Annotated in this window: 17 protein-coding genes; 10 read left to right on the plus strand and 7 right to left on the minus strand. The window is 66.5% G+C overall.

Annotated features, from left to right (window positions below; genetic code table 11):
* Nucleotides 1-13: 13 nt before the first annotated feature.
* The 6 genes from ACYOEI_RS22125 to ACYOEI_RS22150 all read right to left on the minus strand — a co-directional run bounded on the left by ACYOEI_RS22125 (nucleotide 14) and on the right by ACYOEI_RS22150 (nucleotide 8,742).
* The gene (locus ACYOEI_RS22125) at nucleotides 14-2,041 is read right to left on the minus strand and encodes a RiPP maturation radical SAM C-methyltransferase (protein ID WP_462851745.1); all 2,028 of its coding nucleotides are present in this window, start codon (nucleotides 2,039-2,041) and stop codon (nucleotides 14-16) included.
* A 208-nt stretch (nucleotides 2,042-2,249) separates the two neighbouring features.
* On the minus strand, nucleotides 2,250-3,248 hold the full coding sequence (rfbB, locus tag ACYOEI_RS22130; RefSeq protein ID WP_462851746.1) for a dTDP-glucose 4,6-dehydratase: 999 nt from the start codon (nucleotides 3,246-3,248) through the stop codon (nucleotides 2,250-2,252).
* A gap of 96 nt (nucleotides 3,249-3,344) precedes the next feature.
* The gene (locus ACYOEI_RS22135; protein ID WP_462851747.1) at nucleotides 3,345-3,923 is read right to left on the minus strand and encodes a hypothetical protein; all 579 of its coding nucleotides are present in this window, start codon (nucleotides 3,921-3,923) and stop codon (nucleotides 3,345-3,347) included.
* 114 nt (nucleotides 3,924-4,037) lie between these two features.
* On the minus strand, nucleotides 4,038-4,313 hold the full coding sequence (locus ACYOEI_RS22140; RefSeq protein WP_462851748.1) for a DUF7660 family protein: 276 nt from the start codon (nucleotides 4,311-4,313) through the stop codon (nucleotides 4,038-4,040).
* A 345-nt stretch (nucleotides 4,314-4,658) separates the two neighbouring features.
* Nucleotides 4,659-7,343, minus strand: a complete 2,685-nt coding sequence (gene gyrA / locus ACYOEI_RS22145; protein WP_462851749.1) for a DNA gyrase subunit A — start codon at nucleotides 7,341-7,343, stop codon at nucleotides 4,659-4,661.
* Nucleotides 7,344-7,629: 286 nt separating this feature from the next.
* The gene (locus ACYOEI_RS22150) at nucleotides 7,630-8,742 is read right to left on the minus strand and encodes a DnaA/Hda family protein (RefSeq protein WP_462851750.1); all 1,113 of its coding nucleotides are present in this window, start codon (nucleotides 8,740-8,742) and stop codon (nucleotides 7,630-7,632) included.
* A gap of 744 nt (nucleotides 8,743-9,486) precedes the next feature.
* Between ACYOEI_RS22150 and ACYOEI_RS22155 the strand changes: the two genes are divergently transcribed.
* The 8 genes from ACYOEI_RS22155 to ACYOEI_RS22190 all read left to right on the plus strand — a co-directional run bounded on the left by ACYOEI_RS22155 (nucleotide 9,487) and on the right by ACYOEI_RS22190 (nucleotide 18,234).
* Entirely contained in the window at nucleotides 9,487-10,800 is a 1,314-nt protein-coding gene (locus tag ACYOEI_RS22155) for a GAF domain-containing sensor histidine kinase (protein ID WP_462851751.1), read from the plus strand.
* A complete protein-coding gene (locus tag ACYOEI_RS22160; RefSeq protein WP_462851752.1) occupies nucleotides 10,800-11,441 on the plus strand; it encodes a response regulator in 642 nt (213 codons plus the stop codon). Before ACYOEI_RS22155 ends, ACYOEI_RS22160 begins: the two co-directional genes overlap by 1 nt.
* Before the next feature lie 288 nt (nucleotides 11,442-11,729).
* Entirely contained in the window at nucleotides 11,730-12,179 is a 450-nt protein-coding gene (locus tag ACYOEI_RS22165; RefSeq protein ID WP_462851753.1) for a response regulator, read from the plus strand.
* 126 nt (nucleotides 12,180-12,305) lie between these two features.
* Nucleotides 12,306-13,289 (plus strand): SgcJ/EcaC family oxidoreductase, encoded by a 984-nt coding sequence (locus ACYOEI_RS22170; RefSeq protein WP_462851754.1) that lies wholly within the window; start codon nucleotides 12,306-12,308, stop codon nucleotides 13,287-13,289.
* A 52-nt stretch (nucleotides 13,290-13,341) separates the two neighbouring features.
* Nucleotides 13,342-15,312 carry a tetratricopeptide repeat protein gene (locus tag ACYOEI_RS22175; RefSeq protein ID WP_462851755.1) on the plus strand — a complete coding sequence of 657 codons (1,971 nt, stop codon included), beginning with the start codon at nucleotides 13,342-13,344 and terminating at the stop codon, nucleotides 15,310-15,312.
* A 339-nt stretch (nucleotides 15,313-15,651) separates the two neighbouring features.
* Complete coding sequence (locus tag ACYOEI_RS22180) at nucleotides 15,652-15,945, plus strand: hypothetical protein (protein ID WP_462851756.1); 294 nt, start codon at nucleotides 15,652-15,654, stop codon at nucleotides 15,943-15,945.
* Complete coding sequence (locus ACYOEI_RS22185; RefSeq protein WP_462851757.1) at nucleotides 15,942-16,340, plus strand: YidH family protein; 399 nt, start codon at nucleotides 15,942-15,944, stop codon at nucleotides 16,338-16,340. Before ACYOEI_RS22180 ends, ACYOEI_RS22185 begins: the two co-directional genes overlap by 4 nt.
* Nucleotides 16,341-16,464: 124 nt before the next feature.
* On the plus strand, nucleotides 16,465-18,234 hold the full coding sequence (locus ACYOEI_RS22190) for an arylsulfatase (protein WP_462851758.1): 1,770 nt from the start codon (nucleotides 16,465-16,467) through the stop codon (nucleotides 18,232-18,234).
* A gap of 179 nt (nucleotides 18,235-18,413) precedes the next feature.
* Here ACYOEI_RS22190 and ACYOEI_RS22195 read toward each other — a convergent pair whose 3' ends face one another.
* Nucleotides 18,414-19,967 carry an ArnT family glycosyltransferase gene (locus tag ACYOEI_RS22195; protein WP_462851759.1) on the minus strand — a complete coding sequence of 518 codons (1,554 nt, stop codon included), beginning with the start codon at nucleotides 19,965-19,967 and terminating at the stop codon, nucleotides 18,414-18,416.
* Nucleotides 19,968-20,844: 877 nt separating this feature from the next.
* Here ACYOEI_RS22195 and dnaN point away from each other — a divergent pair.
* Nucleotides 20,845-21,963 (plus strand): DNA polymerase III subunit beta, encoded by a 1,119-nt coding sequence (gene dnaN / locus ACYOEI_RS22200; protein ID WP_462851760.1) that lies wholly within the window; start codon nucleotides 20,845-20,847, stop codon nucleotides 21,961-21,963.
* A gap of 118 nt (nucleotides 21,964-22,081) precedes the next feature.
* A complete protein-coding gene (locus ACYOEI_RS22205; RefSeq protein WP_462851761.1) occupies nucleotides 22,082-22,537 on the plus strand; it encodes a DciA family protein in 456 nt (151 codons plus the stop codon).
* The last annotated feature ends 24 nt before the right edge of the window (nucleotides 22,538-22,561 follow it).

A 22,561-nucleotide genomic window follows, 5' to 3' on the forward strand; every position in this document is an offset into this window, starting at 1 on the left:
TCCGACCGGGGTCCTAAACGACCTCCAAGGCACTCGCAAGCGCGAGGAGGGGCAACCCTCCCAGCCCTTCGGCGAACTCATCATCGGGGAGGCCGGCGGTCTCCGGGAAGCGTCCATGAAAGCGTTCCGAGAGTGATTCGGAGAGCTGATAATCGACGCCGACGTCGAGCGCGAGCGAGAGATATTGGTCGCCTTCCCGCATCAAGAGCCGACGCTCCAGGAGCATCTCCAGCACCCGCTCGAGCCGAGGCTCGAACAACGCACCCTCGCCGCAAAGCTGATGGACCCGGCGCGTCAACGTGTCCCGGCCCCGGATCGAGGCGCAGTCGTGGTAGAGGGTCCGCCAGGGTTCATGGAGTACGGTGTAGGGATGGCGGGAGATCGGCCGGAAATCGAACACGATCAGGACGTCTTCGACCTCGAGCGTGAACAGGGCCGAGCGAACATTCGCCGAGCACCACTCGAGGATCTCGACGTTGATCCGATCCAGCCGCCCCGGGAGCGCCTCGTCCCCCTCGAATCGACCCTCGAAGAAGTAGGCGAGCCGGCCGACCATCGCTTCGCCCAGCCCCTCGTAGACCAAGGGGTAGGCGGGATAGGGGACGAGATCGCGGACGCCGAGCTCGCCCGGCCGTGTCGTGTAGGGGCTGAACCGGTCGAACCGGACCTTCCCCGCACGCCCGGGGGAGGGGGGGGGCAGGTGGGAGATCGATCGGAACAGGTCGGCCTGCCCGTCGTAGTTCGCCTCGGTCTCGCCGGGGAACCCGACGAGGTAGTTCCAGTAGGGCAGGACACCATACTGGGCGCATGACTTCAAAAGTTGGACATTCTGGATAGCACTCACGCCTTTATTCATAATCGCGAGGATCGGCGAGCTCAGGTTCTCGATCCCCGGCTGGATGCTCTTGACGCCCGCCAGGCTGAGGGCCCGCACCTGGTCGGGGCGGAGGTTCGACTTCGTCTCGTAGAAGAACCGATGGCCGAGGTCCAGCCGGGCCAGTTCCGGCAACATCGAATGGAAGTAGGACATCGGGAGGATGTTGTCGGCGGCCTCGAACTCGCGGGTATATCCCCCGTAGCGCTCCCCCAGGGACGTGATCTCGGCGACGGCCCGGGCCGACGACTTCTCTCGGAAGCGCATCGATCCGCCGTTGAGCCCGCAGAAGGTGCAGTGGTGCTTCTGACCCCACCAGCAGCCCCTCGACGTCTCGAACGGGATGCAGAGCGGCGCGTCGTCCCCTCGAGTCGAAGGGCCCCGTCGCAGGAAGAAATCGTCATAGTCCGGGTAGGACAGCGACCCGATGTCGGTCACCCTGGGCGTGACGGGGACATGCCCGATGGCCAACGACGGCGGGAGGCGCGGCAGGTCTCTCTGGTACATCCCGGCCAATTCACCGGCCGGGGCCCCCGCGAGCACCCTCGCGACGAGCTCCGGGAAGACCAGGTCGCCCTCCCCCGCGCAGACGGCGTCGATGAACGGGAACGACTCGAAGAGCGCCCGCCCCATCTCGTCCTCGCAATTTGCCCCCCCGAAGACGCAGTAGAGGTGGGGGTGCCGCGCCTTCAGGCGCTCGGCCAGGGCCAGCGAGGCGACCTGCTGCTGGAAGATCGAGGAGAATCCGACGACCTTGAAGTCCTCCCAGGGGATGCGATCCAGGCAGTATTCGAGGAAGTCGTCGACGCACCCCCGTGCATGCCGGAGGACCTGGCCGATCTCCTCGAGGGTGAACGCCTCTCGCGACATCGCCCTCGCCGCATCCGGGCTGCCAAGCACCAGCTCCAGGTACCGCGCATCACGATCCAGGTTCGGCCCCCACAACGACTCCGCGAAGGTCCACTCGCCGACCAGGAGGCTCGAGGTCGTGCCTTCGATCAATCGATATGCATTCTTCCCGATCATCGACTCGTAATCGATGTTCGGGTAGAAGACCTCGGAGTCGACCCCTCGGGTCGTCAACGCGGATTTCAGCAGGCCAAGCCCCAGGGAAGGCCGATTGGTCCCGAAGAAGGGCATGTTGACGAGGGCCACGCGCTCACCCATGAGGTCTCCCGAGGTCCGGTGGAGAGCAAGTCCCGCGGGCGTTGGCAAAAGGGAGGAAGACGTCCGCCGGTGCCGGCCACCGTTCCAAAGGTCAACCCGAATTCGCGAAAGAGCGCGGCGATCTTTTCAACGACACTAACACATTTCCAATAAAATAGAAATTGCTCTGATCGCCTGTCCGACGTATCGGCCTCCGGGCGGCCTTAATTCACCGACCCACCGACGCGCGATAGGCCCCCGACCTGATGCGTTCGACCCAGGTGGCGTGCTCCCGATACCAGTCGACCGTCGCGGCCAGGCCGTCCTCGAACGAGACCGTCGCGCACCAGCCGAGCTCGGCCTCGGCCTTCGAGCAGTCGACGGCGTAGCGGCGGTCGTGGCCGAGCCGGTCGGCGACGTGCCGGATCAAGGACTCCGGCTTCCCCATCCGCTCGAGGACCGCGCGGGTGACGTCGATATTGAATCGCTCGCTGCGGCCGCCGAAGTTGTAAATCCCCCCGGCCTTCCCGAGCCGAAGTGCGGCGTCGACGCCTCGGCAGTGATCGGAGACATGGATCCAGTCGCGGACCTGCCGACCATCCCCATAGACGGGCAGGGGGGTGTCGGCCAGCGCGTTAGTGACGAACAGCGGGATCAGCTTCTCGGGGAATTGATACGGCCCGTAGTTGTTCGAGCAGCGGGTGATGACCGTATCCATCCCGTGCGTGTGGTGCGCCGCCCTGACGAGGAGGTCGGCCCCCGCCTTGCTCGCGGCATACGGACTGTTGGGAGCGAGTGGCCTGGTTTCCGCAAACGGCGGATCGTCGGGCCCGAGCGTCCCGTAGACTTCATCGGTCGAGACCTGCACGAACCGGGGCGTCCCCGCCGCCCTCGCGGCGTCGAGCAAGCACTGCGTCCCCAGCACGTTGGTCCTCAAGAACGGCGCCGCGTCATTGATCGAGCGATCGACATGGCTCTCCGCCGCGAGGTGCACGATCGCGTCGAACCCCTCCGCCACCAGCGCCGCGACCAGCCCCCGATCGGCGACATCGCCGTACACGAACCGATACCTCGCCTCCCCCTCCAACCCTTCCAGGTTGTCCGGGTTCCCCGCATACGTGAGCGCATCCAGATTCGTGATCGACACCTCAGGATACGCCCCGAGCTCCCACCGAACAAAGTTCGCGCCGATGAACCCGCAACCGCCCGTGACGAGGATGCGTTTCATGAGTCGGGTTCCTCCGCCGATACGCTATCGGTCGAGGGGCCATGGCACCAGGCCGCTCGGCGAACGGCCTCCGGCAAGCTTGCCGAGCCCCGAAAATCAGGGCCCCGGTGGGGACTCTTGGGTGCCGTTCCACAGTTCGGTGTAGCGCTTTCGGACGTAGGGGTCGAGAGAGTCGGCAAACCCTTGCGGCAAATCGAGGACCTTGATCAACTCCACGACGTCAGCAAGATCCCGGAGTCGGCTTGGACTGGCCATGCCGGAGGTGATCTTCATCTCGACCAAGTTCGAGAGGCAGAGGACGGGCATCCCTCCAAGTCTGATCCGTGCCGCGACGGGGTGGGAGAGGACGACGGGCTCGCCCGGCGCTCCGGTCGGACCTTCTCCAGTGACCAGAAATCGAATCCTTACCCCGTATTCAGCATCAATCAGATGCTTTCCGCCAATAAAATCCGTAAAATATCCACACTCTTTTAATTTAGCACGAATTACCTTCAGGTCATCCCTCGCCACGAGGATCTCGACGACCTCGGTGAATCGCCGGAAGCCGTGCTCGAACATCGCCAAGCACCCGGCGACCGCGTAGGGAAGGCCTAAGTCCTCGAGCCGAGAGACAAGCTTGCGCAAGGTCTTGAAGACCGAACTCTCTCTCTGAAAATGCCAACTCCCCTCGTACAACGCCCACTCGCGATCGAGCCCCAGCCGCTGTCCATAGTCGAGGAATCCGGGAGGCCTGATCGTTGCGAGCGGCATCGTTCGACCGTCCCATCGCGTGGGCTGACTCAACCGAGGTCATTCGTACATCTTCGCCGCCAGGAGGAGTTCGCCCAAGGATTTCCAACTTGGCTGCAGCGGGGTCGCCTCGCCTCGATTCCGATAGTACCCATCGCAGTCTTCATTCCATGCCGCGAGGGCTTCGAGATAAGCTTCGAGGGTCCGATTCTCCCAATCAGCGGGGTATGTGCGGAGGTCGTCGAGCAGGTGGCGGGCGAACTCCGCAAAATCGTCTCGCGTGCGGATTGCCTCGACTTGATCGTTGAGGTTCGAATTCAAGGTGGCCATGGTCATCGTACGCGTATCGACGCGTCCTCATTTTTTGTGGTGAACTTCCGGGCCTCGACCTGAACTTCCTCGGGAGTTGCCATTCGATAGGGGACCGCCACCCGGGCCCGTCGGAATGCCTCGAGGCGCCGATTGTCCAGCGTGAACAGCATCCCGGATCGTTCAAACAACCGAATGGGCGGGACGGATTCGGCGGCCACGGTCCCGGACCTCAGGCCTTCCGCCAGCTCATCGATTGTTCGCCCATCCCGCAACGTCCCTCGGATGCTGTCCTGGCTAAACCGCACGGTATCGGGGTCGATTCTCTCCACGGTGTCGCCCTTCAGCGGCAGTGGAGCTCCCGTCCGGCCATCAGGCGTCCGGCTCTCCGTCTCCGTCGAGGTCGTCGATGTGGTCGCTAGCCTCGGCGTCGGCGACGCCGTCGTCGAGGATGTGGGGAGGATGGCCGTCAGCGGCGGGGGTTCCGTCGATGGCGGCTGCGCCATCGGCGGCCTCTGCGGCCTCGAGCTCGTCGTTGGCGGTGATCTCTTCTTCGGGGAGCTTGGCGAGGCTGCTGACGCTATCGCCCTCCTCGACGCGGATCAAGCGAATGCCCTGGGTGTTGCGGCCGATCAGGCGCATCTCGCCGACGGGGGTGCGGATCAGGATGCCGCCGGTGGTGGTGAGCATCACCTCGTCGGCGTCGGTCACCTTGGCGATCGCCACGACCGGGCCGTTGCGGTCGCTGGTCTTGATGTCGATCAGGCCCTTGCCGCCCCGGTTCTGCGAGCGGTATTCGGTCAGGGCGGTCCGCTTGCCGTACCCGAGGCCGCAGACGGTCAGGAGGCTCGCCGGATCCTCCTCGCCGTTGGCGACGACCATGCCGATGACCTCGTCGTCCTCGGACAGGCTGATCCCCCTGACGCCGTGCGCGGGGCGGCCCATCGGGCGGACGTCGGACTCGTCGAACCGGATCGCCATCCCCTGGCGGGTGCTCAGCACCACCTGGTCGCCCGCCTTCGTCCGGGCGACGCCGATGAGTTGGTCTCCCTCGTCGAGCCCCAACGCGATGATCCCGCGCCCGAGGGGGCGTTTGAAGGCCGTGAGCTCGGTCTTCTTGACCGTCCCCCGGCGGGTGACCATCATCAGGCACTCGTCCTCGACGAACTGGCGGACCGGTACCAACCCAGTGATCTTCTCGCCCTCGGCCAGTTGAAGCAGGTTGACGATCGCCCGGCCGCCCGAGGTCCGCGTCGCCATCGGCAGGTCGTAGACCTTCAGCCAATAGACCTTGCCGCGGTCGGTGAAGAAGAGGATGTAGTCGTGGGTCAAGGCGACGAACATATATTCGAGGAAGTCACCTTCCTTCGTGTTCGTGGCCGCGATCCCGCGACCGCCCCGGTTCTGGGCCCGGTAGGTGCTCGGGGGCAGGCGCTTGATGTAGCCGTCGTGGGTGACGGTGACCACCATGTACTCTTCGCGGATCAGGGCTTCCTTGTCGTAGTCGCCCAGTTCCTCGGGATCGACCAGGCTCCGCCGAGGGTTGGCGAACCGCGACTTCAGCTCGCGGAGGTCGGCCCGGATCAGGTCGAGGATCAGGCGCTCGTCGCCGAGGATCCGCTCGTACTCGAAAATATCCTTCTTGAGCCCGGTGTATTCGAGGGTGAGCTTGTCGGCCTCGAGGCCGGTGAGCTGCTGGAGCCGCATGGCGAGGATCGCGTCGGCCTGCATCCGGGTCAGGCTCGTCGTCGCCTTGGCCTCGGGGTCGTCGAGTGCCCGGCGGAGGACCTCGGCCCCGACCTCCAGGCCCATCAACCGGGCACGTGCCTCGGTCGGATTGGCCGACGAGCGGATCACCCGAATGATCTCGTCGATGTACGCCAGGGCGATCAGCAAGCCTTCGAGGATGTGGGCCCGCGCCCGGTCGCGACGCAGCAGGAACTGCGTCCGACGGCGGATCACGATGACCCGGTGTTCGACGTAGAGCCGGAGGAACTCCTTCAGCGGCAAGGTCCGCGGCCGGCCGTCGACCAGCGCGAGCATGATCACGCTGAACGAGTCCTGGAGCGGCGAGTACTGGAAGAGCTGGTTCAGGACGACGTTGGGGTCCTCGCCCTTCTTGACCTTCACCACGATCCGGACCGGCTGCTTGCGGTCGCTCTCGTCGACGATGTCGGTGACGCCCGTGACCCGGTCGGAGTTGACGAGTTCGGCGAGCTTCTTGAGGAGCGGCTCCTTCGTCAACTGGTAGGGGATCTCGGTGAAGATGATCTGCGAGCGGCCGTCTTTTTGCTCCTCGATCGCGTACTTGGCGCGGAGGATGACCTTGCCGCGGCCGGTGCGATACGCCTCGCGGATGCCGTAACGACCGCAGATCGTGGCGCCGGTGGGGAAGTCGGGCGCGGGGATGTGCTCGAGGATCTCGTCGAGCTCGATCGCGGGGTTGTCGATGTAGGCGACGATCGCGTCGCAGACCTCGCCGAGGTTGTGGGGCGGGATGCTCGTCGCCATCCCGACCGCAATCCCCCCCGAGCCGTTGACCAGGAGGTTCGGGAACTTGCCCGGCAGGACCCGGGGCTCCTGGTGCTTCTCGTCATAGCTCGGCTGGAAGTCGACCGTGTCGAGCTTGATGTCCTCGAGCATCTCCCCGGCGAGCGGGCCGAGCTTGGCCTCGGTATACCGCATCGCCGCGGGGGGTAGGCCATGGATCGAGCCGAAATTCCCCTGGCCGGTGATCAGCAGGTGGCGCATGTTCCACCACTGCGCCATGCGGGCCAAGGTCGGGTAGATCGAGTTGTCGCCGTGCGGGTGGTACCGCTTCATCGTCTCGCCGACGATCCCCGCGCACTTGCTCGTGCTGCCGCCAGGTGTCAGGCCGAGGTCGAGCATCGCCATCAGGATCCGACGCTGCGACGGCTTCAGGCCGTCGCGCACGTCGGGCAGCGCCCGGCTGATGATGACCGACATCGCATAGTTGAGGTAGCTCTCCTTGAGCTCCTCTTCGATATTCAAAGGCAGAGGCGCCTGATGGCCAGCCGGCGGTACGGCAGTGCTCACAGTCGGGTCGCTCCCTCGTCGTGCGCCACGCCCCGGGACGCCGTTCGACCGGCCCGGGAATCGTCGCTAGGCAAGGGTTCAATTGTACCCGAACCCCGCCCCCCGACGCAACGTCGAAGGCCGCGAATCGGTCGCACTTAAGTTCTAATTCCGCAACAGGTTCGCGCGGGCCGGACGGGGTGAAATGCGAGAAGCGTGGGGACTCTTCACCACAAAGGCACAAAGACACAAAGGAATTCAAACCCGAAGCGAGTCTGGAATATGTTTTCCATTCATCGGATGAATTTTATGATTTTTTATTATCCTTTGTGTCTTTGTGCCTTTGTGGTGAAGAGTCCCCACGCCTCCCCGCGTCCCCTCCCACATACCAACGTCCTGCGATCGAGGCGAGGGCGGAGGCGAGGGCGGGGTCGGCGGCGAGACGCTCGGCGGCGACTTTACAGGCGTGGCGGACGGTCGCGGGGTCTCGGCCGCCGAAGTAGGTGCCCAGGGCCTGGTAGCTCGCGCCCGTCAAGCCGCGGGCCAGGTGGATCGCCAGGTGCCTCGGTTCGGCGACCGATTGCCGACGGCTGGCGGAGCGGAGGTCGCGGAGCGGGACGCCCAACTTGGCCGCGACGGCGCGGGCCACCTCGTCGACCGAAGGGGCAGGGGGAGTCACTCCGTCCTCGGCGAGGAAGGGGGTGACCAGTTTCTCGTCCAGCGCCTTGCGTTCGACCCGGGCCGACAGGGCGAGGTTCGCGAGCCAGCCGTCGAGCGTCCGATATCCGTCGGCCGCCTCCGCCAACGAGTCCACCGCCCCCGCCGCCACGCCGATCCCACGCTCACGGGCCCGTTCCAGCAGGTAACGCCGGCGCGACGCCAGCCCCGGCGGGTCGATCCGGACCGACAGCCCCCCGACCAGGCGGTTCACCAGCCGCCTCGGCCACCCCGACCACTGCCCGGGCCCGACCCTCGCCGAGACCGCTACCCCCGCCCCCGCCTCGTCCAGCGCGTCGAGCGTGTGACTCAACTCCTCCAAGGCGAGCGGGGCTCGCTCCAGGGCATGCAGGTCCTCGAGCACCAACAGGTCAAGCCCCCGGAACCGACTGCGCAGCTCGCCCCAACCGCCGGGCTCGCTCGCCGCCTCGGCGCAGGCCGCCGCGAACGCTTCCGCCTCGACGTGCGCCACGGCCGACTCCGGCCGGCGCAGCAGACGCTCGGAGACCAGGCCCTCCAGGAGCCGAGACTTCCCGACCCCCGACGGCCCGTGGACGACCAGGGGCGTGATCCCCTCCCCGTCGCCACGCGCCAGGGCCAGCGCGCTCGCGTGCGCCAGGCTGTTCTCCGGCCCGACCAAGAATCCATCCCAGGGATGAGTTGTGGGCCGACCCGACACGCCCCTCGAAGGTGAAGGGTCCATCCCGACCTCCCCTCGCGTCGTCCTGACTAACTTCGGTCGGGCCTCCCGATCGTCGGGGACTTTGGAGTACCGGCTTCGCGGTTCGCCCGACGATGGCCCCCAAGAAGGCGTGATGGCCCCTCTCGTCGATCCCCTCGCGGAGTCTCGCGCGAGTGTCTTATCACGCCCGCCCCCAGGCGCGAAGGTCAACCCAACCCCGAGAGGACTCCCAAGATCTCAGGCCCTCCGCAGATGGAGCCGGCCGACGGACAGGGTCGCAGCCCCAAGCCCTCGATATCCTCCGATTCCCGACAATCGCTCAAACGACGCACATATTGTGTGAACTGGACGACTTCGGCTGCCGGCGAGAAGGCGGAATCGTTCGCGGTGTCAGCCGGACGACCCTGGCAATCTCCTTTGGCTTGGAGTATCAATACAGGACGATCCCAAGGGGTTTGAAGAGACCGGCCGACGTTGGCACGGGAGATCGATCGGATCGGATGGCCTGTGAGGTCGTCGCGGTGTCGCGAGCGGCCGAGGCGAACGTCTGGCCGCAGGACGCCGCCTCGCCGGACATCCTTTCAGGATCAGGGAGATTGTCCGAAAATCATCTCGGATCTGTGCCGTGGCTTGGGTCTGGGCCACTGGCCACGTTAACCTCGGCCGCCGAATTCGGACGACGACCTGAGCCAGCGACCGCGGCTCCTGGCGACGGCATTCCTCCACCGCTACGGACCCGGCTCGAGCATCGCCGAGTCGAGATCGATGAGACCAGGACACGTTCCCCTCAATGACGAGCCCCGACGACCCGGCGGCGCAGTCCGCCAAGGGCTGTCCCCCGTCGATCTCGACTTGCGCCAGGAACTCGGGGAGCGTCTGAGGTTCGAGCGGCTCCTCACGGACCTGTCCGCCACCTTCGTCAATGTGTCGGCCGACCTGGTCGATGCGGAGATCGAGCGGGCGCTGGAGCGACTCGTCGACTTCCTGGGAGTCGAGCGGAGCAGCTTCGGCCAGATCTCCGAGGACCGCAGGGCGATCCTGGTCACGCACTCGTTCGTCGCTCCCGGCTATCCGCCACTCCCCCCCTTGATCCTCGAAAAGGATCTCCCCTGGTATGCGGACCAGATCCGTCGGGGAGAGGTGATGCGCTTCGATCGGCTGCCGGAAGACGTTCCCGCGGAGGCGGTCAATGAGCTTGCGCACGTCATCAGGACGGGGATGAAATCCAACCTGGCGATCCCCCTCAAAGCCGGGGGCATCATGCTCGGCGTCATCGCCTTCGGGGCGTTCCGGGAGTTCCGAGCCTGGCCCGATGAGCTCGTCCAGCGCCTCCGCACCGTCGGCGAGATCTTCGCCAACGCCCTGGCTCGGAAGCGGGGCGATCAGGATCTCCACGCCCGAGAAGAGTCGCTTCGGAAGACCCAGGACGAGCTCCGATCGCTGGCCGGCAAGCTCCTCCAGGCCCAGGAAGATGAGCGCCGACGGATCGCCCGGGAAATGCACGACGACTGGACCCAGCGGCTGGCCGTCCTCGCCATCGATGCCGCGAGGCTGGAGGCGCAGCTCGAACCGTCGTCGAACGCCCTCGGCCTGCTTCAAGGCATGCGCGGCGAGTTGGTGAGCCTCTCGGAGGACGTCCATGCCCTCTCCCGCCAACTCCACCCGTCCATCCTCGACGACCTGGGGCTGGTCGACGCCCTCCGCTCCGAGTGTGCCGGCGTCGCGCGCCGGGAGGGTATCACGGTCTCCTATCGCTCGGACGACATCACCACCCCCTTGCCAAAGGACGCGGCCCTCTGCGTGTACCGGATCGCGCAGGAAGCCCTGAGGAATGTGATCAAGCACGCCAGGTCCGAGGAGGCTCGCGTATCGCTCGTCGCAACGGGCCGGGACCTCATCCTGTCCGTCCAGGATCGGGGCATCGGCTTCGAGGCGGCCGAGGCGCACTCGCGGGGGGGACTTGGGTTGTCGAGCATCGGAGAGCGGGTCCGCCTGGTCCGAGGGGAGCTCCACATCGATTCCGTACCGGGGCAAGGCACGACGGTCACGGCCCGCGTCCCCATGATCGGGGGCGATTGATGAAGAGGGCAAGGGTCTTGCTGGCCGACGACCACCGGATCCTGGCCGAGGGCGTTCGAGGCTTGCTGGAGCCCGAATTCGAACTGGTCGGGATCACGTCCGACGGCAGGGAACTGCTCGAGGCCGCGATCAGGCTCCAGCCCGACGTGGTTATCACGGATATCAGCATGCCCTTGCTCAATGGGATCGACGCCGCCGCACAGATCCGCCAGGCGGGAGTGCCGTGCAAGGTCGTCTTCCTGACCATGCAATGCGACGTCTCCTACGCGAGGAGGGCGATGGAAGCCGGAGCCTCCGGCTACGTCCTGAAACACTCCGCCCACGATGAGCTCCTGAAGGCGATCCGCGACGCACTCCAGGGCCAGGTCTACGTGTCCCCGTCGATCGCCGGAGAGCTCTTCCTATCCTATCGAGACGAAGCCGCGCAGCCATCGGACCAGACCCCGCGATTGACCCCTCGCCAGCGCGAAGTCTTGCAACTCTCCGCCGAAGGCCGCTCGGCCAAGGAGGTCGCGAGCCTCCTGCACATCTCGCCGCGGACCGCGGAATTCCACAGGGCTCGCATCCTGAAGACACTCGGGATCCGGACCACGGCGGAGTTGGTCCAGTACGCGATCCGGAATGGCCTGATCTCGGTCTGACGGGCGTTCGCGCTGCGCAAAGCGCAACCCGGATCCAGTAGTTTTGCGAGTATCTTCCTTTCGCGGCACTTCGCAAGATGTTCCGCAGATCCCCGCGAATCGAGTGACGTGGCCGGTGCCACACCGTGGTAGGCTCGCGTTTCCACGCGACCGTGCGGAGTGTGGACGTTCGGATAACCGCGCCCCCTCGTGGCCCCCCCTCCCCCGAGTAGGGGATCGGCCCTGGGCATTCAACAAGTCTTTCCTCATGGGCCTCTTGGTTCATGCGCAATATGAGACGGATGCCCCATGACGTCAGGAAGCCGGACTGCGGGACGAGACAAGGCAGGTCGCCCGAGGAGACAAGGCCGTGTCCTCCTGGCCGATAGCCATCTCCCCATGTTGCAGGGCGTCCGCAGCCTGCTGGAATCCCTGTTCTCGGCGGTGGTGATGGTTGCCGACGAGAGGTCATTGATCGAAGCGATCGAGCGACTCGACCCGGACCTCGTCGTCGTCGACCTCTCGATGCCGGCCGGGGAAGGGGCCGACATCGCCAGGAAGTTGATGGGCCGTTTCGCCGGATTACGCCTGATCGCCCTCAGTGTCCACGACGACCCGACCGTCGCCGCATTGCTTCAAAGCGCAGGCGTTGCGGGGTTCGTCCTCAAACGGACCGCGGCGAGCGACTTGATCCCGGCGGTCGAGGCCATCCTCGGGGGTGGGTCGTTCGTCTCCCCGACGGTCTCGATGTCGACATAGATCGACCCGGCGCCCCGGCCTCGCAACGCCGGACCCCGGGCCCCGTTCAAAAGCGTGCAATCCGCCTCCACCAGAATCGCGAGGCGTCCGCCTCGGGACGATTCTCCCTTTCAAGGAATGACACCAATGAGACAGCTCTCCCTCTGGATCGGCGTGTTGGCATTCGCGATGTGCCAGGGCTCGCGAGCCCAGGAACCCGCGAAGGCCCCGGGACGCACCCCGGCACCCACGACGACGGCCAAGGCCAAGGCCAAGATGGCCGCCCCGGCGATGAAACAGGCCGAAGACACCAAGGCCATCACCGCGCTGGTCGAGTCGTTCACGAAGGCCTTCAACGCGGGCGACGCGGTCGCCGCCGCCGCGACCTACACGGAGGACGCGCTGGTCGTCGACGAGCAAGGCGAGCGGACCGAGGGCCGCACCGCAATCCGCGACCAGCTCTCGGCGTCGTTCGCCGGCAGCCCCGGGACCACGATTGCCATCGATGTGGATTCCCTGCGGTTTCTCGGCCCGGACACGGCGCTCGAAGAGGGCCACACGACCATCACGCCCGCCGGAGCCGGCGGAGTGCCCGAGGTGACCCGTTCCACGGTCGTCTACGTCAAGGACGACGGTCGCTGGCTCCAATCCGCCGTCCGCGACGAGGTCGTTCATAACCTGACCCCTCACGACCGCCTGAAGGAGTTGGAGTGGCTGGTGGGAGATTGGATCAACGAGAGCCAGGAGGCGGTCGTCAACACGACGTGCAAGTGGACCGACGACGGCAACTTCCTGATCCGCGACTTCACCATGAAGACGAAAGGCCAGCCGGTCATGTCGGGCACACAGCGGATCGGCTGGGACCCGGTGAGGCACCAATTCAAGACCTGGATCTTCGACTCCACAGGGGGATTCGGCGAGGGGTACTGGACCCACGACGGCGATCGCTGGGTCATCAAGGCCGATGGCGTGCGACAGGACGGCCTGCTGGCGTCGGCGACAAATATCATGACGCGGCTCGGCAAGGATCGCGCGAGTTGGCAGTCAGTCGACCGGACCATCGGCGGTGCCACGTTGCCCGGCGTCGATGCGTTCGCCATCGTGCGCAAGCCGCCCGAGGCCGGCAAGTAATCGCAGCCCATTTCATCGACGAACTCACTTCATCTCACTGAGGAATGGCATCATGAATCAATCCTTCTGGAAATCGGCGTTCGGTGCCTGCCTGGCACTCGCGGTGCTCCCGGGCGACGTCCTCGCGGGTCGCGGCGGCGGGTACGGCGGCGGCCGCGGTGGTTATGGTGGTGGTGGTGGTGGCCGCGGCGGATACGGCGGCGGATATGGGGGCGGCCAGCGAGGCGAGTATGGCGGAGGCCAGATGGGCGGGGGCTCCATGGGCCGCTCACCCTCCTCCTCGTCGAGCGGCACGCGACCCTCGTACGGCAATCAGTCCGGATCCGGGAATCGAAACCAGTCGGGAAGCAACGCAACCGGTGCCAACGGCAACCGGAACCAATCAAGCTATCCTAACGCCGGGGCAGCCGCCGCGGGTGCCGGGGCCTCCAACAAGAACCAGTCGACGCTGCCCAACAACGGCGCGGCCGCCGCGGGCGCCGGGGCCGCGAACAAGAATCAGTCGACTCTCCCCAACAACGGCGCGGCCGCCGCGGGAGCGGGCTACGCCAATCGGAACCAATCGACGCTGCCCAACAATGGCGCGGCCGCCGCGGGAGCGGGCTACGCCAATCGGAACCAATCGACGCTGCCCAACAATGGCGCGGCTGTTGCGGGAGCGGGCTACGCCAATCGGAATCAGTCGACGCTACCCAACGGTGGCGCAGGGGCGATGGGCGCAGCCGCGGGAGCGGGCTATGCCAATCGGAACCAGTCGACGCTGCCCAACGGCGGCGCAGGGGCGATGGGCGCGGCCGCGGGCGCGGGCTACGCGAACAACAACAACGGCTACTCCAACCTGGGCGCAGGGGCCATGGGCGCGGCCGCGGGCTACGCGAACAACAACAACGGGTACTCCAACCTGGGCGCAGGGGCCATGGGCGCGGCCGCGGGCGCGGGCTATGCGAACAACAATAACGGGTATTCCAACCTAGGCGCCGCGGCCGTCGGCGCGGGCTACTGGAACGGCAACAACTCCGGCGCGCACGGTTACGGAATGGGCAACAATGGAGTCGCGGCCTGGAACACCGGATCGCCGATGTATGGCTGGGGATATTCGGGCTATAACAATCCGTACTCCGGCGGATATGCCGGGGCAGGCGGCCCGCCGGTCAACGCCAACGCGGCCCAGCAGGCCGCGCCGGCGAACAATTACTCGCAGCCGATCAGCACGACCTCCGCGCCGGCCGAGCCGGACGCCGCCGACCAGGCGACCTCCGCGTTCGCCCAGGCGCGCGACTCGTTCAAGTCGGGCGACTACGACCAGGCCTTGCAACTCGCACAGCAGGCGCTGGCGCAGGCCCCCAACGACTCGACCATGCACCAGTTCCTTGCCCTGATCCTCTTCGCGCAGGGCAAGTACGAGCAGGCCGCGGCCCCGCTCTATGCCGTCCTCTCGGTCGGCCCAGGTTGGGACTGGACGACTTTGAGCGGAATGTATCCTGATGTGGAGACTTATACCACTCAACTCCGTGCGCTGGAATCCTCCATCAAGACGAACCCCAGATCGGCCCAGTCGCGATTCGTCCTTGCCTACCAGTACCTGTGCCAGGGGCACGACGACTCCGCCGTCAAAGAACTCGAGCAGGTCGTGATGCTCCAACCGGGGGACACGCTCTCGGCGCAGCTCATCGCCCAATTCCAGCCGCCCGGCACCGGCACTGTCTCGCCGACCGCGGCCGCCACGTCGGGCGTCGAGGGGACGCTTGCCGGGAACTGGTCGGCCGTGCCGGCCGAAGGCGCGAAGGTCGCCCTGGCGATTCAGGACGACGGCAAATTCACCTGGGCCGCCTCAAGGCCGGGCCAGCCCGCGAAGACGATCGCGGGATCGTCGACGCTTACCGACGGGGTCCTGACCCTCGCCGCCAGCAGCGGGCAGGCCGGCGCCTTGGCCGGCAACGTGAGTTGGGCGGACTCCGACCACTTTACCTTCCGCCTCGTCGGCGCCCCGTCAGGAGACTCGGGCCTGAAGTTCGGCCGATAAATCGGGGCTCTCCCCTGCGTCGTGGATCGGAATCCCTCCGAGTCTTCCGGTCCACGACAGCCCGCCCGGACATCGCCAATTTCGAGCGACGGGGTGTCGGACCTTGTCCGAACCCGCCCCCTCGGCCTCCGAGACCGACGCGATTCTTCGCGGCGCCGTCCGATTTACAGGCCGATTTTGCTTATTGATTGTCAGGAGAGTAACGTCTTGGTGGGAGCGACGCCTCGGCCTGCCGGAAGCGGTCGGGCCGCGGGGCGGCCTCCGCACACTGACGTGACCTTCTTGACCGTCAATCGATCTGGTGCTCGATGACAGAGCCACCCACACCTCGAGTCGAAGATGAGCGACCGCTCGGACAGAATCGTACGCGCCATCAAAGCATTCACCGAAGATCCCTTCGTCAACCTGGTGAAGGGCGTCGTCCTCTTGCTGATCGGCGTCTCCGACGCCTCCCGCACGTTCAAGGAAGACGTGACTCATGGGCACATCCGCGTCGGCCACGGCCTGATCCTCATCGGCCTCTTCAGCATCCTGGAGGCCCTCCCTCACTTGATCGAGGGCCTGGATGCGGGCACTCGATACGTGGAACTCCGCAAGGAGAAGGGCCGGGCGGACGAGAAGGGCCAATCATGAGCGAGGCACCCCCGAGCCCTATCGATCCCCGCCCGGGCCTGGCCACGTATCGGACGGGCCTGGCCCTGGAGCGAACGACACTCGCCTGGATCAGGACGACGCTGTCGATGGCGAGCTTCGGCTTCGGCATGGTCGCCTTCTTCCGCACGCTCGTCGAGCGCTCGCCGAACGCGGAGGACCTCCAATGGCACCGGGGCGCGATCCAGATGGGGACGGCCCTGATTGTGCTCGGGATCGCCGCCACGGTCCTCGCCGGTCTGTCGCACTGGTCCACCCTGCGAAGCCTCCGTCGTGGAGTCACCCCTGGCTTGAGCCCTTGGCCCTCGAGCCTCACGGTGGCGGTGCTCTCCGCTGTCCTCGGCCTCGTCGGGCTCTGGCCACTCTCCGCGCGCTGACGCACGATCTCCGCTGGCACAAGACGACTCGATCGGATCGAGCCACCCAGGTTTTCGGGACACGGATGCGGCGAAGCGTCTCGTTTTCTCCCTTCTCCACGCTTCTTTGAGGAGCTTTCTGTCCATGAAGATCGGCACGATTCAAGCACTGGCCTGCGCAGGGCTGGGCGCGATGCTCGGCTACATCGCCGCCTCGAAGGACTTCAGTCGCCCGTCGCGGGCCGACGAGGCGAGACCGGCGACACGGCAGGCCCTGGCCGTCGGCGCGACGACCGCCCAGGGTGTCGATAGGGTGGCCTGCTCTCCGGAAGGGGGGGCCGGAAACCTACTGTTGGCGCAGGCCGAGACGACCACGGCGAAGGCCGCCGCGAAGCCGTCCGGGAAGAAGCCGAACATCGTCTTCATCATGGGTGATGATGTCGGCTGGTTCAACATCGGAGCTTACCATAGAGGCATGATGGGCGGGAAGACGCCGAACCTCGACCGGATGGCCTCGCAGGGGATGCTCTTCACCGACTACTACGCCGAGCCGAGCTGCACGGCAGGCCGGGCGAACTTCATCACCGGCCAGTTGCCGATCCGCACCGGGCTCACCACCGTCGGCCAGGCCGGCGCCAAGGTCGGGATGCCCGCGGCGGCGCCGACCATCGCCTCGGCGCTCAAGTCGATGGGGTACGCCACCGGCCAGTTCGGCAAGAACCACCTCGGCGACCTCAACGAATATCTGCCGACGGTCCACGGGTTCGACGAGTTCTTCGGCTATCTCTACCACCTCGACGCGATGGAAGACCCCGCCTTCCACTCGTACCCGCCGGAGCTGAAGGCCAAGATCGGCCCGCGCAACATGGTCCATAGCTGGGCGACCGAGGCCGACGACCCGACCGAGCAGCCGCGTTGGGGCAAGGTCGGCAAGCAGAAGATCGAGGACGCCGGCACGCTCTACCCCGAGCGCATGAAGACGGTGGACGACGAGATCCTCGACCTCACCTTCAAATTCATCGACAAGGCCAAGGGGGACGACAAGCCCTTCTTCGTCTGGCTGAACCCGACCCGGATGCACGTCATCACCCATCTCTCCGAGAAGTACGCCAAAATGCAGACGCCGGAGAACGGCTGGTACACGTACGAGGCCGGGATGGCCCAGCTCGACGACATCGTCGGCTCGGTGTTGAAGAAGTTGGAAGACCAGGGCCTCGCGGACGACACGATCGTCGTCTTCACGACCGACAACGGCGCCGAGAATTTCACCTGGCCGGACGGCGGCCAGACGCCCTTCGCCGGGGGCAAAGGGACGGTGCTCGAGGGAGGCATGCGTGCGCCTTGCATCGTGCGATGGCCCGGGAAGGTCCCGGCCGGGAAGGTCGAGAACGGGATCATGTCGGGGCTCGACTGGTTCCCGACCCTCGTCGGCGCGGCCGGCAACCCGGGGATTGTGGCCGAACTGAAGGCCGGGAAGTCGCTCGGGGCCACGAGCTACAAGGTCCACCTCGACGGCTACGACCAATCCGACCTGCTCACCGGCAAGGGGGCTTCGAAGCGCCACGAGGTCCTCTACTTCGCCGAAGGGACGCTCGGCGCGGTGCGCGTCGACGATTACAAGTACCGGTTCATCGACCAGCCGAACGGCTGGCTCGGCGGGACGGTCAAGGCCGACTGGCCATTCATCGTCAACCTCCGCCTCGACCCGTTCGAGCGGACCGGCCTGTCCGGCTCGCTGAACTACTACAACTTCTTCGCCCACGAATTCTGGCGGTTCACGTTCGCGCAACAGGCGGTGGCGAAAGTCGGCGAAACCTTCATCGAGTTCCCCCCGATGCAGAAGGGCGCGAGCTTCAACCTCGAAGCCGTGAAGGAGCAGATCCTCAAGGCGATCCAGATGCGATCTGCCAAGTAAAATGAGCCGATTCCTCCGGGCCCGGCGACGCCGATCGGCTCGCCGCGCCCACCAAGCGGACCCATAGAGGGCAGGCCGGAGCTCAGGACTCGACGGCTGGGTCTCGCAGGCCGTTCCCAGAGTCGGCATCTCCCATCTTCACACGCCCACGCCTTCGGACCGTGGTGGGCCAGTCGACCCTACGGCCCGGCGGCGGCGACGACCTCGGGAGTGATACGGTAGAGGGAGAAGGTGCGGTCGTCGACCCGGGAGGCCTGGGCCCGGAGGGTCGGGCCTCGGAGGACGGTCTCGATCCGGCCGAGGCGACGGAGGGCCGGGAGGTCGCGGTCTCGGCCGATGACGGCGAACGGCCCGGCCTGGAGGGCAGGGGGTTGTTCGCGGAGCGAGTCGACTCCCTGTCGCCAGCACGCGGCGCGGTCGAGGTAATAGAGCCGGACGCCCAGGTCGTGCGGGACCGCCCCGAACGGGGTGTAATACGGGGTACGATCCCAGTCGTCGTAGAGCAGGGCGAGTGGCTCTCCCGACTTCAGGCGTTGACCGGCGGCCTCGTAGAAGGCCCACTCGACCCCTCGGCGATCGAACCGGGGGCCGAGGGTCCAGAACCCGAGCCCACAGCCCAGCCCGAGACCCGCGAAGCCGACCCAAGCGGCCCGACGGATCCGCTCCGGCGCCCAACCTCGCCCCTGGAGGCGGATGCCCAGGCGCACCAGGCCCAGCGCCGCCCAGATCGACCAGGGGGGGAGCGCGTAGATCGCATAGTGGGCGTTCTTGACCGTCGCCAGGGAGAGCAGGGCGACCGGTCCGATCGCCCAGGCCCAGAGGAGGCGGTCGCCTCCCCCTCGCTCGTCGAAGGCACGCCCCAGCGATCGCCAGGCCCCCCCCAAGGCGAACGGGGTCCAGGGCAGGGCCTGCCAGAGGAGGGCGGGACCGTATTGCCACCAGGGGGAGCCGCCGGCGAAGTGCTCGGGACGCGCGGCCATGCGGTCGGCGACGTGCAACGTCCAAAGACTCAGGGCGCCGGGGTGCCGGACCAGGACCAGGGCCGGCCAGGTTAACGCCAGGAGCCCCACGATCGTCCATCCCCTCGTCGTCCGCAAGGCCCGCAAGGCCCTCCGGTCCCGGTCCCAGGCGAGCACGATCGCCACCACCGTCCCGACGAGGACAGCGCCGAAGCCGATCCCCTTGGCCAGCGACAACAGCCCGAGCCCCGTGAAGAAGGCCCAGCGCCAGGGCCGTCGGAGGCCGCGCCCTTCGGGCTCCTCGCGCATCCGGTCGAAGGCGACGACGGTCCAGGTGAGCAGGCAGGCCAGGATCATGTCGGCCTCGGCCAACCTCCCTCGGATCACCATCCAGGCCGAGGTCGCCTGGACGAGCCCGGCAAGCAACCCGACCGTCGCGCCGAACCGCCGAGCGGCCAAGGTCGCCACCCCCAGGGCCAGGGCCGTGCCCGCGACCGCCGAAGGGAACCGCGCGACCCGCTCGCTCATCCCACCGGCGAGCCTGGCCGACAGCTCCACGAGCCAGACCGCCAGCGGCGGCTTCTCGAGCCAGGGGAGGCCACCGATCGTGGGGACGAGGAACCGCCCACTCGCGAGCAGCTCGCGCGCCGACTGGGCGACGAACGCCTCATGATACGTCAGGCGTCCCGAGCTCCCCAACCCCACCCCGAGGGTCAGGGCCGACAGCCCCGCGATCATCGCCAACCGCGCCGATCCTAGCCGGGTCTCGGGCATGGGCCGGGTCCTCCTTGACCCCCGTCCGCTCGACCTCCACTCCACTCGCAACGCCCCAAAATCGGGACATCCGGTCGGGATTCTAATCCGAAGGGCGAAAAAAGACGACGCGAACTCGCGCGCCGGCCCCAACGTAAAGAGCGTACCATCCTCGATTCAAAAACGTATGACGCCTCCCATCCACGGGGGACGCGACATCCTAATCGTTCTGACGCAAAGAACGTCTGAAAGCGTAACGTCCCAGTACGCTCGGCCCACGGGATCCGTGCGGAAACAGCCCCAGGGACCGACTCCCGACGCTTGCGAAGTCTCAGGACACCCCGATTCCGGGAACGGCCCGGGCAAATCGCCGTAAGTCGTTACGGGACGCGCCTCACGGCCCCGAGATAGGCGTCAGAAGCGTTCGCCGGCCTCAGACCGGCCTCTTTCCTCAACTCATTCCCTGACAAGCACCTACGAAGATTGGACGGGGAGGTGCGCCGTCGACGCTCGATGGGGGAAAACCTGTGGAAAACCTGTGTGTCGCCTGTGGATGAGCAGGGAGATTCCCACACCGGTTGTGGTGGGCTCCGGACAGCACCCCCGGCCGCGGCGGGCGGTGTCGGCGAGATCGACAGGGTTGTCCACGAGTTTTCCCCTGGTGAACAAGCTCCGTTGTCTCAGAGTAAGTTCTTTGCTAGCATAGTGTTCTTCAGAGCCTCCCCGAGGTTATCCACAGGGGCGGGCCGGCTCTTCGAACATTGAGAAGGTGAAGTTTTCTCTTCTCCCTCTTGAAGAAGACAGGCCGAGAGAGTACACCGCCCCCCTCGGAGCGTAGAGAGGCCGGGGCCGCCGGCCGAGGTGTTCGAAGTCCAAGGGATCCCTGCGGGGAGGGCACATGAAGGCCTTGTGCAACCGCGAAGGATTGCTCGCCGCGTTCGGGATGGTGGGGGGCGTGGTCCCCGCTCGCAGCCCCAAGCCCATCCTCCAGAACGTCAAGCTCATCGCCGACCCCGACGAGGGGTCCGTGCTGATGGCCACCGACCTGGAGGTGGGCATCCGCCACCGGGTGCTCGGCATGAAGGTCGATCAGCCGGGCTCGGTGATCTTGCCGACGCAGCGGATGAACTCGATCCTGCGCACGAGCCACGATGTGGAGCTGGCTATCGAGGGGGACGGCGAGCAGCTCGTCGTCCGGGGCCTGCACGCCGAGTTCAAGCTCCCCGGCGAGGATGCCGGCCTCTTCCCCGAGGTCCCCGACTTCGCCGCGACGAGCTACCACGTCGTGGCGGCGGCCGACCTGCGGAGACTTATCCGCCGGACGATCTTCGCGACCGACGTCGAGAGCACGCGGTACGCCCTGGGGGGCGTCCTCGTCGAGTTCACCGACGATACGATCACGATGGTGGGCACCGACGGCCGGCGTCTGGCGAAGATGTCCGCCACGGCCGAGGCCGAGAACGGCGCCATCCCGCCGACCGGCAGCCCGGTCATCCCGGTCAAGGCCCTCAAGCTCATCGAGCGCAACCTCGACGACGACGACCCGCCCGTCCACATCGCGATCCAGTCGTCGACCGCCGTGCTCGTCCGCACCGAGCGGGCCGTCATCTACAGCCGCCTGGTCGAGGGACGCTTCCCGCGCTATCAGGACGTCTTCCCGGCTAACGTCGAGGTCCGGATCCCGCTCGAGGCCGGGCCGCTCCGGCTCGCCGTCGAGCAGGCCTCGATCGTGACCAGCGAGGAGAGCCGGGGGGTCGACTTCCGGTTCGGCGACGGCGTGCTCAAGCTCGCGAGCCAGGCGGCCGACGTAGGAAGCTCGCACGTCGACCTGCCGATCGCGTATGATGGGAAGGCCGTCGACATCACGTTCGACCCGCGCTACCTGAGCGACGCCCTGAAGACGCTCGACGACAACGCCGCGATCACGGCCGAGTTGATCGACTCCAAGAATGCCGCCGTTTTCAAGACCGACGACCGATACACCTACGTGGTGATGCCCCTGACTCGCGATCGTTGACGCGCCCGTCCCGCCCGCCGGAAGACGTACCTTCGCTTCGGCCTCGGCGCATACGACCTTCGGCGACCCCGTTGCGGTGACACGGGGTCCGTGTTTATAATGAAGAGACGTTCACATTGTGAGCGCCGATCGACCGGCCGGTGGGCCGAAGACCCCGCACCCCTTGCTCGAGGGTTGGATAGGGGCCCGGCCCAATACAAAACCCCGTGGGCCGAAGGCCCTCTCCGACATCCTCGGCGACCTGTTCGCCGCGCGGGGTTACGGGCGGCTCCGTGGTCAGAAGGAACTGGAAGAGGCCTGGAACGCAGCGGTCGGCGAGCCCGCGTGCCGCCAGACCCGGGTCGGCGAGGTGCGCCGAGGGGTCCTGAATGTGACGGTCGCCCACTCGACATTGCTGGAAGAGCTGTCGGCGTTCCGAAAGTCCTCGTTGTTGGCGGCGTTGCGTCAGGACGCGCCTGGGACCGTGATCCACGACATTCGCTTCAGAGTCGGCCCGGTCGCCCCCCCCTCGGCCGATCCGGCAGGCCCGAAGACGAAGGCGAAGGCGACGCGCCGACCCCGCGACGGGCGGTGAGAATGACACAACAGGCCGACATCC

The sequence above is a fragment of the Singulisphaera rosea genome (assembly GCF_054877945.1).

What these genes read in the sequence shown, in the direction of transcription:
- ACYOEI_RS22125 (WP_462851745.1), bottom strand. Translation starts at nt 2,041, where the DNA reads ATGGGTGAGCGCGTGGCCCTCGTCAACATGCCCTTCTTCGGGACCAAT.
- rfbB (WP_462851746.1), bottom strand. Translation starts at nt 3,248, where the DNA reads ATGAAACGCATCCTCGTCACGGGCGGTTGCGGGTTCATCGGCGCGAAC.
- ACYOEI_RS22140 (WP_462851748.1), bottom strand. Translation starts at nt 4,313, where the DNA reads ATGACCATGGCCACCTTGAATTCGAACCTCAACGATCAAGTCGAGGCA.
- ACYOEI_RS22150 (WP_462851750.1), bottom strand. Translation starts at nt 8,742, where the DNA reads ATGGACCCTTCACCTTCGAGGGGCGTGTCGGGTCGGCCCACAACTCAT.
- ACYOEI_RS22155 (WP_462851751.1), top strand. Translation starts at nt 9,487, where the DNA reads ATGAGACCAGGACACGTTCCCCTCAATGACGAGCCCCGACGACCCGGC.
- ACYOEI_RS22160 (WP_462851752.1), top strand. Translation starts at nt 10,800, where the DNA reads ATGAAGAGGGCAAGGGTCTTGCTGGCCGACGACCACCGGATCCTGGCC.
- ACYOEI_RS22165 (WP_462851753.1), top strand. Translation starts at nt 11,730, where the DNA reads ATGACGTCAGGAAGCCGGACTGCGGGACGAGACAAGGCAGGTCGCCCG.
- ACYOEI_RS22170 (WP_462851754.1), top strand. Translation starts at nt 12,306, where the DNA reads ATGAGACAGCTCTCCCTCTGGATCGGCGTGTTGGCATTCGCGATGTGC.
- ACYOEI_RS22175 (WP_462851755.1), top strand. Translation starts at nt 13,342, where the DNA reads ATGAATCAATCCTTCTGGAAATCGGCGTTCGGTGCCTGCCTGGCACTC.
- ACYOEI_RS22180 (WP_462851756.1), top strand. Translation starts at nt 15,652, where the DNA reads ATGAGCGACCGCTCGGACAGAATCGTACGCGCCATCAAAGCATTCACC.
- ACYOEI_RS22185 (WP_462851757.1), top strand. Translation starts at nt 15,942, where the DNA reads ATGAGCGAGGCACCCCCGAGCCCTATCGATCCCCGCCCGGGCCTGGCC.
- ACYOEI_RS22190 (WP_462851758.1), top strand. Translation starts at nt 16,465, where the DNA reads ATGAAGATCGGCACGATTCAAGCACTGGCCTGCGCAGGGCTGGGCGCG.
- ACYOEI_RS22195 (WP_462851759.1), bottom strand. Translation starts at nt 19,967, where the DNA reads ATGCCCGAGACCCGGCTAGGATCGGCGCGGTTGGCGATGATCGCGGGG.
- dnaN (WP_462851760.1), top strand. Translation starts at nt 20,845, where the DNA reads ATGAAGGCCTTGTGCAACCGCGAAGGATTGCTCGCCGCGTTCGGGATG.